Source organism: Lysinibacillus sp. FJAT-14222 (assembly GCF_001278875.1).
GTDB lineage: Bacteria > Bacillota > Bacilli > Bacillales_A > Planococcaceae > Lysinibacillus > Lysinibacillus agricola.
The window spans coordinates 47,707-62,318 of record NZ_LIYL01000020.1; the positions used below are offsets into that span (position 1 = coordinate 47,707).

The following is a 14,612-nucleotide window of genomic DNA, read 5'->3' on the forward strand; positions in this document are numbered from 1 at the left end:
TGCCAGAAGATAAACACTAAGTAGATTGGTTGATCGAAGTGGAGGCTGGGCGACTCCTTGGGGATCAGCAATAGGGGAACGAAGGCTAAAACCATCACATCCTGTGATAACGCCTTCGTGACCAACATCATGTTGGCCCGAGACCCTGGAGCGCAGCGAAGCGGAAATCAACCCCACGTTTTGGTGATAGGAATTAAATTTAATTTGAAAGGAGCTACCTAAGATGTGGGTGGCTCCTTTTTGGAGTGAGTGAATGCTATTTCATAGGAATAAAAGTATGGTATCATTTTCTAAAGTGTTAACTTTTTTCAGCGGATCTTGATTTTTTGTGCATGAGTATGCATTGTTTTAGTTGTATCAATCACATAGTGACAGGTACAATTACGATGAGGGGCAATAAATAGGAGGCATCAATCATGATTTTAGTTTTAGATGCGGGAAATTCGAATATCGTATTAGGTGTCTATGATGAAAACGATCAATTGGCCTTCCATTGGCGTATGGTGACAGACCTTCATAAAACAGAAGATGAATACGCAATGCAAGTTTTATCTTTCTTTAATCATGCAGGCATTTCATTTGAACAGATTACAGGCATTATTATATCCTCTGTTGTACCACCAATCATGTTTTCGTTAGAAGCGATGTGTCAAAAGTATTTTCGTAAAAAACCGCTCGTTGTCGGACCAGGTGTGAAAACAGGATTGAATATTAAATATGAAAACCCACGTGAAGTTGGTTCAGACCGCATAGTGAACGCTATTGCAGCTCTTGATGTTTATAAAGCACCACTGATTATTGTTGATTTTGGTACTGCCACAACATATTGTTACTTAAACGAAAAGGGCGATTATATGGGCGGTGCTATCGCTCCAGGTATTTCGATTTCAACGGAGGCGCTCTATACACAGGCAGCTAGATTACCACGTATTGAAATCTTGCGCTCTACACATATTGTTGGAAAGACAACTGTATCCGCGATGCAGGCCGGAATTTTTTATGGCTTTGTTGGGCAAGTTGAGGGAATTGTTAATCGCATGAAAGCACAAAGTAAGGAAGAGCCTTTAGTTATTGCTACTGGAGGATTAGCAAATTTAATTGCTGGGGAGACGCAAGCTATTGATATAGTCGACCCGTTTTTAACATTAAAAGGCTTATATAAGCTATATAAACGCAATCAATAAGAAATGAGGGACATTTCATTTATGAAAGACTATTTAGTACGAGGTTTAGGGTTCAACGGACAGGTTCGTGTTTTTGCAGCTTGTACAACAGCAACGGTAGGAGAAGCGCAACGTCGTCATCATACATGGCCTGTTGTGTCGGCAGCCCTTGGTCGTTCTATGACTGCTGCTGTGATGATGGGTGCCATGTTAAAAGGTGAAGAAAAAATCACCATTAAAATTGAGGGGAACGGTCCGATCGGTCCAATGGTGATTGACAGTAATGCGCATGGTGAAGTGCGTGGCTTTGTAACAAATCCTCACGTTCATTTCGATTTAAACGAGCACGGCAAGCTTGATGTTCGAGCAGGTGTTGGAACAGAGGGTGCATTAACAATCGTAAAAGATCTTGGTTTAAGAGACATGTTTTCTGGACAAACGCCAATTGTATCAGGTGAAATTGCTGAGGACTTTACTTACTATTTCGCTACTTCAGAACAAGTGCCTTCATCAGTTGGATTAGGGGTTTTAGTAAACCCAGATAACACAATTCTTGCAGCTGGAGGATTCATTCTTCAATTAATGCCAGGCTGTGAAGAACAGACAATCAATCAAATCGAACAACATCTTGCTACTATAGAGCCTGTTTCAAAAATGATTGAAAAAGGCTTTACACCAGAGCAAATTTTAGAAGCTGTATTAGGAGAAGGCCATCTACAAATTTTAGATTCCATGCCGGTAGAATTTAAATGTCAATGTTCAAAAGAGCGATTTGGTGCAGCGATTTTAGGGTTAGGGACACAGGAAATTCGAGAAATGATTGAAGAGGATGGCGGAGCAGAAGCAGAATGTCACTTCTGTTTAGAAACATACCATTTCTCAAAAGAAGAGCTAGAAGGATTTATCGATGAGCTCAACGCGTAATCGACGACCTTCATCTGCTACAACGCCCAACCAAACGCCCTTTTCGCAACGCCGTTTAAAGACAAAACCTGCTTTAACAGTCATTGTAATCTTGTTATTAGGAAATATTTTATGGATTATTGCTTGGTTAATCCCAAATAAAGGTCATGAAATTGGTAGCGACGAACAAGTCGCTGCCGTTGACGGAGATATTATCACACGTCAAGATTGGATGGTTGCCATGGAAGAACGCTATGGTAAAGAGACACTACAAAATTTAGTGAATGAATCTGTGATGGATAAGGCAGCTAAAAAATTTAAAATACAAGTAACGGATAAAGAGATTGATTTAGAGTTAGCTTTAATGCGTTCTGCTCAGGATAAATTTGATACAGCAATGCAAAATCTTTCAGCTGAGCAGTTGCAACAAAAAATTCGCTCACAGCTTATTTTAGATAAGGTACTGACAAAGGATGTAGTTATAAAAGAAGGCAGTATTGAAAAATATTATGAGGAAAATCAGGCACTGTACAATACGAAAACAAGCTATCGTACGAACTTTATTGAGGTGGAATCCAAAAAAGGCGCTGAGGAAGCAGTAAGTGGAATAAAAAAAGCCTCTGATTTTTCAGTGTTGGCACGTGAAATCTCAGTAGACAGCGCGTCAGCTAGCTTAGGTGGAGATATCGGTTTCCTCACAGAAAAACAGGCGAATATCGATCCTGCCATTTTAAATGCAGCGAAGGCTTTAAAAGCAGGAGAGGTTAGTAAAGCATTTAAGCTTGATAACGGTCATTACGGCATTGTACAAGTTCAAGAGATAATAGAAGGGCAATCCTTTACATATGACGATGTGAAAGAACATATTGAACGTGAGCTTGCGTTAGAGCAAGTGCCACAATCTGTTACACCAGAAGCATTTTGGTCTGAATTCAATGCAACTTGGTATTACGGAGAGGCAAAAAAAGGTAAATAACAGATTGCTTCGAAAATGAGCTTGAAAAATCTGCAAGATATCTGCGGGAAAATGAGCCAGGAAAATCCTGCAGACGTTTGGCGTCAACAGAGTAACGGCTACCCTAGGATATTAAGCGGATTTTTTTGATTACCTTCGTTTAGATTGGTTGCAATAAATATTCTGAAAATATAAGTTTTATTTATTGACAATCGAATGGAAAAATTGATAAAATCAAAATAAGTAAAACCTATAAAAATAGTAGGGATTAGGAGTGGATTGATAAATGAGTAGATTAGCGAACTCAGTAGCTGAATTAGTTGGTAAAACACCAATTGTAAAGTTAAATCATGCAACAGGTGAAAACGAAGGTACTGTTTATGTGAAATTAGAATATTTCAACCCGGGCAGCTCAGTAAAAGATCGTTTAGCTTTAGCGATGATTGAAGCGGCTGAGAAAGATGATACATTAAAGCCAGGTGGTACAATTATTGAGCCTACTTCTGGTAATACAGGTATTGGTCTTGCGATGATTGCTGCAGCTAAAGGTTATAAAGCGATTTTAGTAATGCCAGAAACTATGAGCTTAGAACGTCGCAACTTATTACGTGCATATGGTGCAGAGCTTGTATTAACACCTGGACCAGCAGGTATGAAAGGTGCAATTTCTAAGGCGGAGGAATTAGCTGCTGAGCATGGCTACTTCTTACCACAACAATTCACGAACCCAGCCAATGCAGTTGTTCACCGTTTAACAACTGGTCCAGAAATTGTAGAAGCATTTGAAGGTTTAACATTAGATGCATTTGTTGCTGGTGTCGGTACAGGTGGTACAATTACGGGTGCGGGTGCCGTGTTAAAAGAGAAATATCCAGATATTGAAATTATTGCTGTTGAGCCAAAAGATTCACCAGTACTTTCTGGCGGTCAACCAGGACCTCATAAAATTCAAGGTATCGGAGCTGGCTTCGTACCTGAAGTGTTAGATACAGATGTATATTCTTCTGTATCCCCAGTTGAAAATGAGATTGCTTTTGAGGTAGCTCGTAAAGTAGCACGTGAAGAAGGTATCTTATGTGGTATTTCATCAGGTGCAGCTATTCATGTTGCAATTGAAGCTGCAAAACGTTTAGGTAAGGGCTCAAATGTTCTTGCAATCGTGCCTTCTAATGGTGAACGTTATTTATCAACACCTTTATATCAATTTGAAGACTAATCTAATTATTTGTATGTAAGGACTCCTTTAACGAGGAGTCTTTTTTTATTATCTATTGTGCCGAGGCATAATGGATAATAAAAAAACTGCCCGTAAATGTTAGCGGTATAACTAACACCTATGGAGCAGTTCAAAAAATATGATTAGGATAGATTTCACTATACAACTGTATTACTTAAAACTTTTACGAAGCCATTGTTAGTGGCAGTATTAATTAACTGATTAATAGATTCAAGTGCTTTATCAGTGAATAAATACCATTTATCTGCAGTGACATCATGAATTAATACTTCTGGGTATCCTTTCAATTCTTCATCTGAGAAGGGTTTATTTAAAGAATAAAGGTCAAACTGTTGAATGCTTTTATTTTCATGACTCATAAAATTATATTGACCAAGTTTATAATAGGAACCTGGATCGTCTAGATTAATTTGCCATGAATAGTTAGTAGGGGCATCAACAATTTTTCCTTTATTTTCAGTGAAAACTTTAGATAAGGCTTTATTATAGGTGTTCCCTTGGATCTGCTGTACGACCCCACCCATTGTCATGTGGTATTCATATTGAATAGCTTTTACTTTTACATTGTTCATAACCAATGGCTCAGTATTCACTGTTACTGTGGAATTTTGATAATTGACCTGACAACCAAAGGTCTCTGCAATAAATCGAATAGGAACAAATAGTCTATTGTTCTTTAAATATGGTTTGACATCAAGTAACTCTGTTTTACCGTTTTTTATGACGGTGTTGCTATTCGGCTTTAATGTTATCTGCATTTTATTATTTGTTAGTGTTACTTTTGAATCTGTCCAATTTACTGTTGCTCCCAAATTTTCACTGATAACACGCAAAGGCACCATTGTTCGATTATTCTTAACTTCTGGTGCAGCATCTGTAGTAATGACAACACCATCTATCTTAATAGTACTATGTGCTGCATATGCAGGTAGAGAAGTCAGCATGAGTATCATTGCAAGAAAAATTCCTGAAAAAACCTTTTTCAATAATAACAGCTCCTTTTTATAAAATAAATATACACAATTAGTAAATATTTCTATTTACTATAAATATAGCAAAAGCCCTTCTTTTAGACAATAAGTAGAAATACATATAATGAATTAAATGGATCATCACCAATAGAGGTGGGAGACTTCTGTACCTGTCGCTACGCTTTCGCTACAGAAAACATTTGTAGCTGACGCTTCGCTTTCGCTACAGAAAACATTTGCTGCAAGAAGTTAAATATTGCGTGGCAATTGAAAAATATTCGCTTCAAAGCAATATTCAAGTTAAGATGGAATCACATCATATGACTTGAAGGGGAATGGCAACTTGAAGACGATACTTACGAAAACAATAACGATGGATGCAGACTCGTTTTTTTATAGTTATAAGAAGCAAATAGATGCAGAACAAGCACATGTATTTTTAGAAAGTGGTCGCGGTGGGAATTTTACGATAGCTGCTTGGAATCCGTTGGCTACGGCACAATCAGTCGAGGATGGTTTACTTGTAAAGTGGAGAAATGGTAAGGCTGAAAATTTAAATGGTGATCCCCTTGCTTTACTGGAAGACTTAGTGGAGAAATATCACGTTTCATATAATGCTGAGCTTCCTGTTTTTCAAGGTGGAGCTATTGGGTTTGTTGCATACGATTACGCTCGTAAAATTGAAGTGTTACCTAATACTGCTGTAGATGATTTACAAATACCGGATATCTATTTTTATATTTTTGATTGCTGGGCAGTACACGATGTGGAAACAAATAAAGTAACCCTTATGAAGCTAACAGACTGTAATGTGGATTTGGAGGAATGGGCTACTGTGTGGCAAGAGGCCGCGCAAGAAGGATTGCTTACACGTAAATTTGAAAAAACAAGCGCTGTAGAAATAGTAAATGACGAAAGTGAATTGTTAGTATCATTTGCAGGGACTGCCTTTGAAGAAGCGGTAAGTAAAATCCAAACATACATAGCGCAAGGCGATGTATTTCAAGTGAATTTGTCAGTACGTCAATCTAAAAAGTTAAACGCAACTGCAATGGATGTATATGAAGCGTTACGTGCATTTAATCCTTCACCTTATATGGCTTATATAGAAGCACCGGATTTTGCTGTCGTTTCTGGTTCACCCGAGCTTTTGGTGAAGCGTCATGGTAATGAGTTGTCTACTCGACCGATTGCTGGCACACGACCAAGAGGAAAATCCGAGGCGGAGGATTTAGCATTAGCACAGGAATTGATTGATAACGACAAGGAACGTGCTGAACATGTAATGCTTGTTGATTTAGAGCGCAATGATTTAGGACGAGTATCTACATTTGGAACGGTTGAAGTAGATGAGTTCATGGTGATTGAACGCTATTCACACGTGATGCATATTGTTTCTAACGTACGAGGAGAAATAGCTGAAGGGAAAACGAATGCAGACGTTATCCGTGCCATGTTCCCAGGAGGGACGATCACAGGTGCACCGAAAATCCGTACGATGGAAATTATTGAAGAGTTAGAACCTGTAAGACGAGGATTATATACGGGTTCAATTGGCTGGCTAGGCTTCACAGGTGATATGGAGTTTAATATTGTCATTCGTACAGCATTTGTTAAAGATGGAGTAGCACATATTCAGGCGGGAGCAGGCATTGTTATTGATTCTGTTCCAGAAAGAGAATACCAAGAATCTTTAAATAAAGCGAAGGCGATGTGGCAGGCGAAGGCAATGGCAGAGGAGCGAGCAAAATGATTTTAATGATTGATAACTACGATTCTTTTACGTATAACCTTGTACAGTATTTTGGGGAATTTGGTCATGAATTAGTGGTCAAAAGAAACGATGTATTAACGGTGAAAGATATTGAGCAGCTTGCACCAGATATGATTGTTATTTCGCCAGGCCCATGCAGCCCAAATGAAGCGGGTGAAAGCCTGAACATTATTAAGTATTTCGCGGGAAATATTCCGATTTTAGGCGTTTGTCTTGGCCATCAAGCCATTGCTCAAGTATTCGGAGGGAATGTCATTCGAGCTGAGCGTTTGATGCATGGTAAAACATCACCTGTGTTACATGCTGAAATAGGTTTGCATAAGGGGATGCCAAATCCATTCGATGCTACTCGATACCATTCCTTAATTGTAGAAAAAGAAACATTACCGGCATGTTTTGAAGTGACGGCATGGACAGAAGAAGGCGAAATTATGGGTGTTCGTCATAAGGATTATCCAATCGAGGGCGTGCAATACCATCCTGAATCGATTATGACAGAACAAGGTAAAAAGCTTCTACGTCAGTTTATAGATTTGTATGTTGAGGGAGCGAAGTAAATGCTGTGCTGGATGAATGGAGACTACATAGCGGCGCAGGATTTGCGCATTTCACCATTTGATCATGGATTTTTATATGGGTTAGGCTTTTTTGAAACGTTTCGAACGTATAAGGGCAAGGTATTTTGTTGGGAAGCACATATGGAAAGGTTGCAAACTGCGCTTTCTCAATATCGTATTCATATGCCGTATACTGACGAGGATGTACTGAAGGTTGTTCAGCTATTAAATGAACAGGCCAATGGACAGGATGGGTATTTCCGTATAAATGTCTCAGCTGGAGAGCATAGTATCGGTTTGCAGCCTGCTGAATATAGACAACCGAATGTTATTGTTTTTCGCAAAGAATTACATGATACACCTCGAGGTATGGAAAAAAACGCACAATGGCTTGTAACACCGCGTAATACTCCTGAAAAAGGGCTTCGAGTGAAATCACACCATTATGGCAATAACGTTCTTGGGCGTTTTGAGATGCCATCTCTGGCGCAACAAGAGGGCTTCTTTTTAACGGAAGATGGCTTTGTTGCTGAAGGTGTAACATCAAATATCTTTTGGATGAAAGATGATATACTATATACGCCTTCCTTAGAGACTGGTATTTTACCTGGAATTATCCGAGCGTGGGTAATTGAGCGAGCACAATCTCTAGGGATCAAGGTAAGAGAAGGTTTTTTTACTAAAGAGGATGTAGAGCAAAGTTCAGAGTGCTTTATTACTAACTCTATACAAGAGCTTGTTCCAATTCTTAACTTAGAGAGCAAGCAGTTATTAGGCAATAAAGGGCCTGTTTATTCGCGTTTACATGAAGCATTTGTCAATGAAGTGGAACAAGAATAGAAGGAGAGTTTACATGCTAGAAAAATATACAACAACATTAACTATCAACGGTATCACGTTAGACTATACAGCAGAAACTTTTGTGATGGGTATTTTAAATGTCACACCGGATTCATTTTCAGATGGAGGAAAGTTTAATAACGTCGAAGCTGCTGTAGAGCAAGCGAAAAAAATGGTAGCTGAAGGTGCTAAAATTATTGATGTTGGCGGAGAATCAACAAGGCCAGGTTATGAACGTATCTCTGATGAAGATGAAATTGCACGAATTGTGCCAGTTATTCAAGCGTTAGTAGCTGAAGTGCAGGCAGTTATCTCGGTTGATACGTATAAAGCGAACGTAGCTCGTGCGGCTATTGAAGCTGGTGCGCATATTATTAATGATATTTGGGGAGCGAAAGCTGAATCTGAGATCGCTCAGGTGGCTGCAGATTTAAATGTACCGATTATTTTAATGCACAATCGAGACAACACCGATTATGGTACTGATTTCTGGACGACAGCAAAGGCAGACTTAGAGAAGAGTATTGCTATTGCTCGAAATGCAGGTATCCCTGATAACCATATTATTTTAGATCCAGGCATTGGCTTTGCCAAAACTACAGCGCAAAATATAGAAATGATGCAGCATTTAGAGGATTTAGTAGCAATGGGTTATCCTGTTTTGCTAGCTACTTCGCGTAAATCAATGATTGGTAATGTTTTGAAGTTGCCTGTTGAGGAGCGTATAGAAGGTACGGGAGCAACAGTTGTTTACGGTATTGAAAAGGGCTGTCATATGATTCGTGTGCATGATGTAAAGGAAATGGCACGAGCTACACATATGGCTGATATATTAGTTGGTAAACGAAATTATAAGGAGGAAGCGTGATGGACTATATTCATTTAAAGGATATGCAGTTTTACGGCTATCACGGTGTTTTAGCTGCAGAAACGACACTCGGTCAACGCTTCCGTGCCAATGTTTCACTTGCCGTAGATATGACAAAGGCTGGAGAAACTGATGATTTGAATTATACGGTGAACTATGCAGAGGTTTATGTGTTATGTCGTGATATCGTGGAAGGCGAGCCGTTCAAGCTTATTGAAGCACTTGTATCCAAAATAGCAAACAGTATTTTAGAGACATACTCAGAAAAGGTTAAGGGTGTTCGCGTGGAGCTTATTAAACCAGACCCACCAATCCATGGCTATTATAAAGAAGTATCGGTAGAGGTAACGAGAGGTGATTACTAATGAATGATGTGTATTTATCGATCGGTACAAATATGGGAGAGCGATTTGAAAACCTACAATATGCTGTTACCCTTTTAAAGGGCAAAGAGGAAATTGAAGTTGTACACATTTCTTCTGTTTATGAAACAGCTGCTGTAGGCTACACTGACCAAGCAGATTTTTTAAATATTGCTGTTCATATTAAAACGAGTTATTCATCTTCCGAAATGCTGAAAATTTGCCAATGGGTTGAAAGTGAACTTGGGCGTGTGCGTGAATTTCGATGGGGCCCTCGAATCATAGACCTTGACATTCTGCTGTACAATCACGAAAATATTGAAACAGAGAGCTTAATTGTTCCACATCCAAGAATGTATGAGCGAGCTTTCGTATTGGTACCATTGATAGAAATTACGTCTGCACCAGTTGGAAAACAACTGCAAAGGGCACATGATATACTGCAACAGATGGATTGTGAAGAGGAAGGCGTAACTTTATGGCAAGCATCAGCGGAGCTGAAAATGATGCAGTCCGTTCATTAGATTTCTAATCCTCAAGTTAAAGCCTCCTGCAGATGCAAAGCATTAACGATAGATATTTATATAGAGGAACAGTTGAAAACCTCTAGAAGGAGGAAAACAACGTTGAGTCAGACAACTGAGAAGCCGTTTCAAATTGGCGACATTGTCATGGACAACCGTGTCGTATTAGCGCCAATGGCTGGAATTTGTAACTCTGCTTTCCGTTTAACTGTCAAGGAATTCGGAGCAGGGCTAGTATATGCAGAAATGATTAGTGATAAAGGGATTGTCCAGAAGAACGAAAAAACACTAGGCATGCTTTATATCGATGAGCGTGAAAATCCACTTTCATTGCAAATTTTCGGTGGTGATAAGTCCACATTAGTGGAAGCGGCCAAGTATGTAGATGAAAATACAACTGCCGATATTATCGATATTAATATGGGCTGCCCAGTTAATAAAATTATTAAATGTGAAGCGGGCGCTCGTTTACTTTTAGACCCGAATAAATTATATGAAATGGTAGCGGCTGTTGTAGATGCTGTAAAAAAACCTGTCAGCGTAAAAATGCGTATTGGTTGGGATGACGAGCATATCTTTGCTGTTGAGAACGCACAAGCTGCTGAACGTGCTGGTGCTTCAGCAATAGCTGTTCATGGACGTACACGTGTACAAATGTACGAAGGTAAAGCAAATTGGGATATCATTCGTCAAGTAAAGGAAAATGTAAATATCCCTGTGCTTGGTAATGGTGATGTAGAAACTCCTCAAGATGCAAAACGTATGCTTGATACTACTGGGGTAGATGCAGTAATGATTGGTCGCGCTGCTTTAGGTAATCCATGGATGATTTATCGTACGGTTCAATACCTAGAAACTGGTGAGTTAAAGGAAGAGCCGAGTGTACGTGAAAAAATTGATGTGTGTTTACTTCACTTTGAACGCCTTATGCAATTAAAAGGCGAAGGTGTGGCAGTACGTGAAATGCGTAAACATGCTTCGTGGTATTTAAAAGGTATTCGCGGTAACGGTAAGGCTCGTAATGCGATCAACCAAACAGAAACTGCGTCAGATCTTCGTGCACTATTAAATGGACTTGTAGAAGAATATGAAGAACGCGAATCTAAATTAATAGTACCAGAAGAGAAAGAATTAATTATTTAATATATTGAATAGACGTCTCATTGCTTGTTTTGAGACGTCTATTTTTCTGCGAACTTTAATTTTTAGAATTGTTAATCATTTCTTCTGTTATGGAAATTAAACCGAAACAGATGATTACGGCAATAAAATTGTGTACAATAGAAATATTATGGACGTAAACGCAACACGGACAATTTAATAAGGAGTGAAACAAGTGTCAAACATAGAAGAATTAAATGATCAGCTTTTGGTGAGACGCCAAAAAATGACAGCTATTCGAGAAAATGGTCAAGATCCATTTGGTAGTCGTTTTGAACGTACGCATTTGTCACCAGAAGTACGTGAACAATTTGCAGATCAAACAAAAGAGCAGCTAGAGGAAAACCTACAAGAGGTGATTATCGCGGGTCGTATTATGACGAAACGTGGTAAAGGAAAAGCTGGCTTTGCACATATTCAAGATCTAGGTGGCCAAATTCAAATTTACGTTCGTCAGGATCACGTTGGCGAAGAAGCATATGAATTATTTAAACAAGCTGACCTAGGAGATATCGTAGGGATTCGTGGTAATGTATTCCGAACACAAGTGGGAGAGCTTTCAGTAAAAGCTGAAGAATTTACATTCTTATCAAAAGCGCTACGCCCTATGCCAGAAAAATTCCATGGCTTACAAGATGTTGAACAACGTTACCGTCAACGTTATTTAGACTTAATGACGAATGAGGATAGTAAAACAACATTCATTACACGTTCTAAAATTATCCGTGCTATTCGCAACTATTTAGATAACGCAGGATATTTAGAAGTAGAAACACCAATGCTTCATACAATAGCTGGTGGTGCAGCGGCTCGTCCATTTATCACACACCACAATGCACTTGATATGGAATTATACATGCGTATCGCTATTGAGCTGCATTTGAAACGTCTAATTGTTGGTGGATTAGAGAAAGTGTATGAAATTGGTCGTGTTTTCCGAAATGAAGGGATCTCAACACGCCACAATCCTGAATTCACAATGATAGAGCTATATGAAGCTTATGCAGACTACAAAGATATTATGTCTCTAACAGAAAACCTTATTGCCCATGTAGCTCAAGAAGTTTTAGGTACTACTACAGTTCAATACGGTGAAGATGAAATTGATCTTGCTGTAGGCTGGAAACGAGTTCATATGGTAGACGCAGTAAAAGAAGCTACAGGTGTAGACTTCTGGCAACCTATGACGAAGGAACAAGCTCAAGCACTTGCTAAAGAGCATGGAGTAGAAGTTAAAGAAACACATGAGGTAGGACATATTATTAACGAGTTCTTCGAGCAAAAGATTGAGGAAACGCTTGTTCAGCCTACATTTGTTTATGGTCATCCAGTAGAAATCTCACCTCTAGCAAAGAAAAACCCAGAGGACGAGCGTTTCACAGACCGTTTCGAACTATTCATCGTTCGACGCGAGCATGCAAATGCCTTTACAGAACTAAATGATCCTATTGACCAACGTGAGCGCTTTGAAGCTCAGTTAGTTGAAAAAGCTGCCGGTAATGATGAAGCACACGAAATGGACAATGATTTCATTGAAGCATTAGAATACGGTATGCCTCCAACAGGTGGATTGGGTATTGGTATCGACCGTTTAATCATGCTTCTTACAAATTCACCATCAATTCGTGACGTATTATTATTCCCAACAATGCGTCATATTACTAAATAGAAAAAAGAATTGCTTTATTCGGGCAATCGTTAATAAGCAGGAGTCGAGGTGCAGGATAAGCACTAAGGCTCCTGTTTTGCATTTGAGCGATGAATTAGTATGACTTGGTTAATGTTCGAAAAGTTTAAATTGAAAAGAATTAAGAAGATAGTTTAAATGGTCAATGAATATAGGGTATACTTTTAGAGTTCTATGATTTGTAGATAAAGTAGAAATAGACATTAACAGAAGTTTTATTGGGGGTTTATAATGAATTATAAAATCATTAACAAACAAGTATTTGAACAGGCGCAGGTACGTTCAGTTTCAGATGTTCCATTAACTGAAGAAGAACTTGAAAATGGTATGAAATTAGCAGTTTCTAAGTTAGATGCGACCCTTACTTTATATTTAGTGGATATAAACGGTCAGAGGAAATTCGACGTCCGTTGGGATGATTCTTCCGAAGTTTTCAGCGGCTGGTATTCAGCGTGGGATAATTTCTCTTGGTGCCTAGATATAGTTGGTAAACAAAACAATTAATTAAAATAGTAGGCTCTTTAATATTGAAGTTTAATTAAGCATCCATTAAAGAGAACATACTATTATACTGATTTCTTTTTCCTTATTACTATGGAGCAGAACAATAAAATGCTGCTTGAGATAAAAAGTGGCGGCGGAGTATGGTGAAAGAATCGGTTCATTAAAAAGGGACAAGCTGGATAGGCAGGGGTCGAGGTGCAAGAGATGCACTTTGGCTCCTGTTTTCAAGATTGTGTATTTGTTAGGGCAATGCGTAAATGATGTGTGAGAAGGCTGTTAGTGTGTTCTAGGTGTGTGAAAGAGTAGCTGGCTGGCACCTTTGATGCCGTATCTTCATTCAGTAAATGTTTTTGTAGCGAAAGTAAGCGTCAATCACAAATGTTTTTTGTAACGTAAGTGAAAATTTCAGTTACTGAAGTCTCCCGCCTCTGTAGATGGTGAGATGAATGCGGATGTGGTCCCTTTGCAGCGGGTGTTCAACCACCTACTGTAATAGAGGAACTCGGTCGAAGAACACAATATGCAAAGCTAAGCGACAGCTACAATTACGCCAAGGCATAATTGATAAAGGACTATATTTTGATTAGAAATAAGGATATTCTTTATTTAGTTTATTGAGATTTATGAGAAAGAGATGTATAGTAAAACAAATAAAGTCGTAGCTAGAAGATTACGAGAGTTATTTAGTGCTCGAAAAATCATAAAATAGCTTACTAATTCAAGATGTTTAAAAAAAGATGATTTTATAGCAAAAAAACACTTGCGGATGTATTGGAATCGTGATAAATTATTACTTGTCGTTAAGACGACGCAAGAAACAAAAACGGATTCAGAAAAACATCGAACAAAGATGTTGACATTGAAATCCGAGAGTGATATTATTTAAGAGTTGTTGCTTTTGAGATGAGATGAAAAACTTCTTAAAAAGAGTTGACAACAAAAAACAAGAAATGTTATACTAATAGAGTTGCTGAAATAAAACGGCAACGAAATGAACCTTGAAAACTGAACAAGCAAAACGTAATCAACAAAGTTTTTAGTAGCTAACCTTGAGTTGGTGAACGAAACAAAATTTTGGACATCAAACATGATGCCAGCAAAACAAT

At 38.6% G+C, this 14,612-nt stretch carries 14 protein-coding genes; 13 read left to right on the forward strand and 1 reads right to left on the reverse strand.

Going from position 1 to position 14,612, the window contains the following annotated elements; genetic code table 11:
• The first annotated feature begins 416 nt into the window (after positions 1–416).
• The 4 genes from AN161_RS09545 to cysK all read left to right on the forward strand — a co-directional run bounded on the left by AN161_RS09545 (position 417) and on the right by cysK (position 4,237).
• Positions 417–1,184 carry a type III pantothenate kinase gene (locus AN161_RS09545; protein WP_053594126.1) on the forward strand — a complete coding sequence of 256 codons (768 nt, stop codon included), beginning with the start codon at positions 417–419 and terminating at the stop codon, positions 1,182–1,184.
• Between the two features lie 21 nt (positions 1,185–1,205).
• A complete protein-coding gene (hslO, locus tag AN161_RS09550; RefSeq protein WP_053594127.1) occupies positions 1,206–2,087 on the forward strand; it encodes an Hsp33 family molecular chaperone HslO in 882 nt (293 codons plus the stop codon).
• The gene (locus tag AN161_RS09555; RefSeq protein WP_053594128.1) at positions 2,071–3,042 is read left to right on the forward strand and encodes a peptidyl-prolyl cis-trans isomerase; all 972 of its coding nucleotides are present in this window, start codon (positions 2,071–2,073) and stop codon (positions 3,040–3,042) included. The genes hslO and AN161_RS09555 overlap by 17 nt, the downstream gene beginning before the upstream one ends.
• Positions 3,043–3,307: 265 nt before the next feature.
• Positions 3,308–4,237: a cysteine synthase A gene (gene cysK, locus AN161_RS09560; RefSeq protein WP_053594129.1), complete on the forward strand. Its 930-nt coding sequence runs from the start codon at positions 3,308–3,310 to the stop codon at positions 4,235–4,237.
• Between the two features lie 158 nt (positions 4,238–4,395).
• Here cysK and AN161_RS09565 read toward each other — a convergent pair whose 3' ends face one another.
• On the reverse strand, positions 4,396–5,244 hold the full coding sequence (locus AN161_RS09565) for a copper amine oxidase N-terminal domain-containing protein (RefSeq protein ID WP_053594130.1): 849 nt from the start codon (positions 5,242–5,244) through the stop codon (positions 4,396–4,398).
• A gap of 358 nt (positions 5,245–5,602) precedes the next feature.
• Between AN161_RS09565 and pabB the strand changes: the two genes are divergently transcribed.
• The 9 genes from pabB to AN161_RS09610 all read left to right on the forward strand — a co-directional run bounded on the left by pabB (position 5,603) and on the right by AN161_RS09610 (position 13,506).
• Complete coding sequence (gene pabB / locus AN161_RS09570; RefSeq protein WP_082340019.1) at positions 5,603–6,982, forward strand: aminodeoxychorismate synthase, component I; 1,380 nt, start codon at positions 5,603–5,605, stop codon at positions 6,980–6,982.
• Entirely contained in the window at positions 6,979–7,560 is a 582-nt protein-coding gene (pabA, locus tag AN161_RS09575) for an aminodeoxychorismate/anthranilate synthase component II (RefSeq protein WP_053594132.1), read from the forward strand. Before pabB ends, pabA begins: the two co-directional genes overlap by 4 nt.
• Positions 7,561–8,400 carry an aminodeoxychorismate lyase gene (gene pabC, locus AN161_RS09580; RefSeq protein ID WP_053594133.1) on the forward strand — a complete coding sequence of 280 codons (840 nt, stop codon included), beginning with the start codon at positions 7,561–7,563 and terminating at the stop codon, positions 8,398–8,400.
• A 13-nt stretch (positions 8,401–8,413) separates the two neighbouring features.
• A complete protein-coding gene (gene folP, locus AN161_RS09585; RefSeq protein WP_053594134.1) occupies positions 8,414–9,268 on the forward strand; it encodes a dihydropteroate synthase in 855 nt (284 codons plus the stop codon).
• A complete protein-coding gene (folB, locus tag AN161_RS09590; RefSeq protein WP_053594135.1) occupies positions 9,268–9,633 on the forward strand; it encodes a dihydroneopterin aldolase in 366 nt (121 codons plus the stop codon). Before folP ends, folB begins: the two co-directional genes overlap by 1 nt.
• Positions 9,633–10,154, forward strand: coding sequence for a 2-amino-4-hydroxy-6-hydroxymethyldihydropteridine diphosphokinase (gene folK, locus AN161_RS09595; protein ID WP_053594136.1), 522 nt, complete (start codon positions 9,633–9,635; stop codon positions 10,152–10,154). Before folB ends, folK begins: the two co-directional genes overlap by 1 nt.
• Before the next feature lie 102 nt (positions 10,155–10,256).
• Entirely contained in the window at positions 10,257–11,297 is a 1,041-nt protein-coding gene (gene dusB / locus AN161_RS09600; protein WP_053594137.1) for a tRNA dihydrouridine synthase DusB, read from the forward strand.
• Between the two features lie 184 nt (positions 11,298–11,481).
• Positions 11,482–12,984 (forward strand): lysine--tRNA ligase, encoded by a 1,503-nt coding sequence (gene lysS, locus AN161_RS09605; RefSeq protein WP_198926864.1) that lies wholly within the window; start codon positions 11,482–11,484, stop codon positions 12,982–12,984.
• Between the two features lie 249 nt (positions 12,985–13,233).
• Positions 13,234–13,506 (forward strand): hypothetical protein, encoded by a 273-nt coding sequence (locus AN161_RS09610; RefSeq protein WP_053594139.1) that lies wholly within the window; start codon positions 13,234–13,236, stop codon positions 13,504–13,506.
• Positions 13,507–14,612 lie beyond the last annotated feature (1,106 nt).

Excerpts from the sequence above, each read along its gene's own strand:
- AN161_RS09545 (WP_053594126.1), top strand. The coding sequence starts at position 417 with ATGATTTTAGTTTTAGATGCGGGAAATTCGAATATCGTATTAGGTGTC.
- hslO (WP_053594127.1), top strand. The coding sequence starts at position 1,206 with ATGAAAGACTATTTAGTACGAGGTTTAGGGTTCAACGGACAGGTTCGT.
- AN161_RS09555 (WP_053594128.1), top strand. The coding sequence starts at position 2,071 with ATGAGCTCAACGCGTAATCGACGACCTTCATCTGCTACAACGCCCAAC.
- cysK (WP_053594129.1), top strand. The coding sequence starts at position 3,308 with ATGAGTAGATTAGCGAACTCAGTAGCTGAATTAGTTGGTAAAACACCA.
- pabB (WP_082340019.1), top strand. The coding sequence starts at position 5,603 with ATGGATGCAGACTCGTTTTTTTATAGTTATAAGAAGCAAATAGATGCA.
- pabA (WP_053594132.1), top strand. The coding sequence starts at position 6,979 with ATGATTTTAATGATTGATAACTACGATTCTTTTACGTATAACCTTGTA.
- pabC (WP_053594133.1), top strand. The coding sequence starts at position 7,561 with ATGCTGTGCTGGATGAATGGAGACTACATAGCGGCGCAGGATTTGCGC.
- folP (WP_053594134.1), top strand. The coding sequence starts at position 8,414 with ATGCTAGAAAAATATACAACAACATTAACTATCAACGGTATCACGTTA.
- folB (WP_053594135.1), top strand. The coding sequence starts at position 9,268 with ATGGACTATATTCATTTAAAGGATATGCAGTTTTACGGCTATCACGGT.
- folK (WP_053594136.1), top strand. The coding sequence starts at position 9,633 with ATGAATGATGTGTATTTATCGATCGGTACAAATATGGGAGAGCGATTT.
- AN161_RS09610 (WP_053594139.1), top strand. The coding sequence starts at position 13,234 with ATGAATTATAAAATCATTAACAAACAAGTATTTGAACAGGCGCAGGTA.